The following is a 477-nucleotide window of genomic DNA, read 5'->3' as shown; positions in this document are numbered from 1 at the left end:
AGGCGATCCCTGGCGAATCAAACAGATACTAATCAATCTCGTCAGCAATGCTGTGAAATTCACCGAAAGCGGCCAGGTCACCATCGAACTTAGTGCTCGCCCATTACCGGACAATCCAGAGTTAGTGATACTCGAAGGGGCGGTCAGTGACACCGGCATAGGCCTGAGTCAGGATCAACAGGATGCACTTTTCCAAAGCTTTAGCCAAGCTGATGACTCCATCACCCGAAGATACGGCGGAACAGGCTTGGGACTGGCGATTTGTAAACAACTCTGCGACTTAATGCATGGCAAAATTTGGGTAGAAAGCGCAGCTGGGCAAGGTGCTACCTTCAGATTTTCCTTACCGCTAAAACCAATGCAGGAAACTCCCTTAGAAGCGAAAGAGCTCACCAGCGAGCCAACCATCCCCGATTGGTCAGAATATCGTCTACTGCTGGTGGAAGACAATGACGTCAATCGTCAGGTGGCCTTAGG

At 50.5% G+C, this 477-nt stretch carries 1 protein-coding gene; it reads left to right on the top strand.

All coding sequences use genetic code 11. From position 1 onward, the window contains the following. Nucleotides 1-477, top strand: a 477-nt coding sequence (locus tag J0A66_RS21645; protein ID WP_241264373.1) for an ATP-binding protein, incomplete at both ends; no start/stop codon positions are given.

It is taken from the genome of Bowmanella dokdonensis (genome assembly GCF_017254865.1).
GTDB lineage: Bacteria > Pseudomonadota > Gammaproteobacteria > Enterobacterales > Alteromonadaceae > Bowmanella > Bowmanella dokdonensis.
Note: the sequence above shows the minus strand (reverse complement) of the source record. Positions and strands in the feature narration are given on the sequence as shown.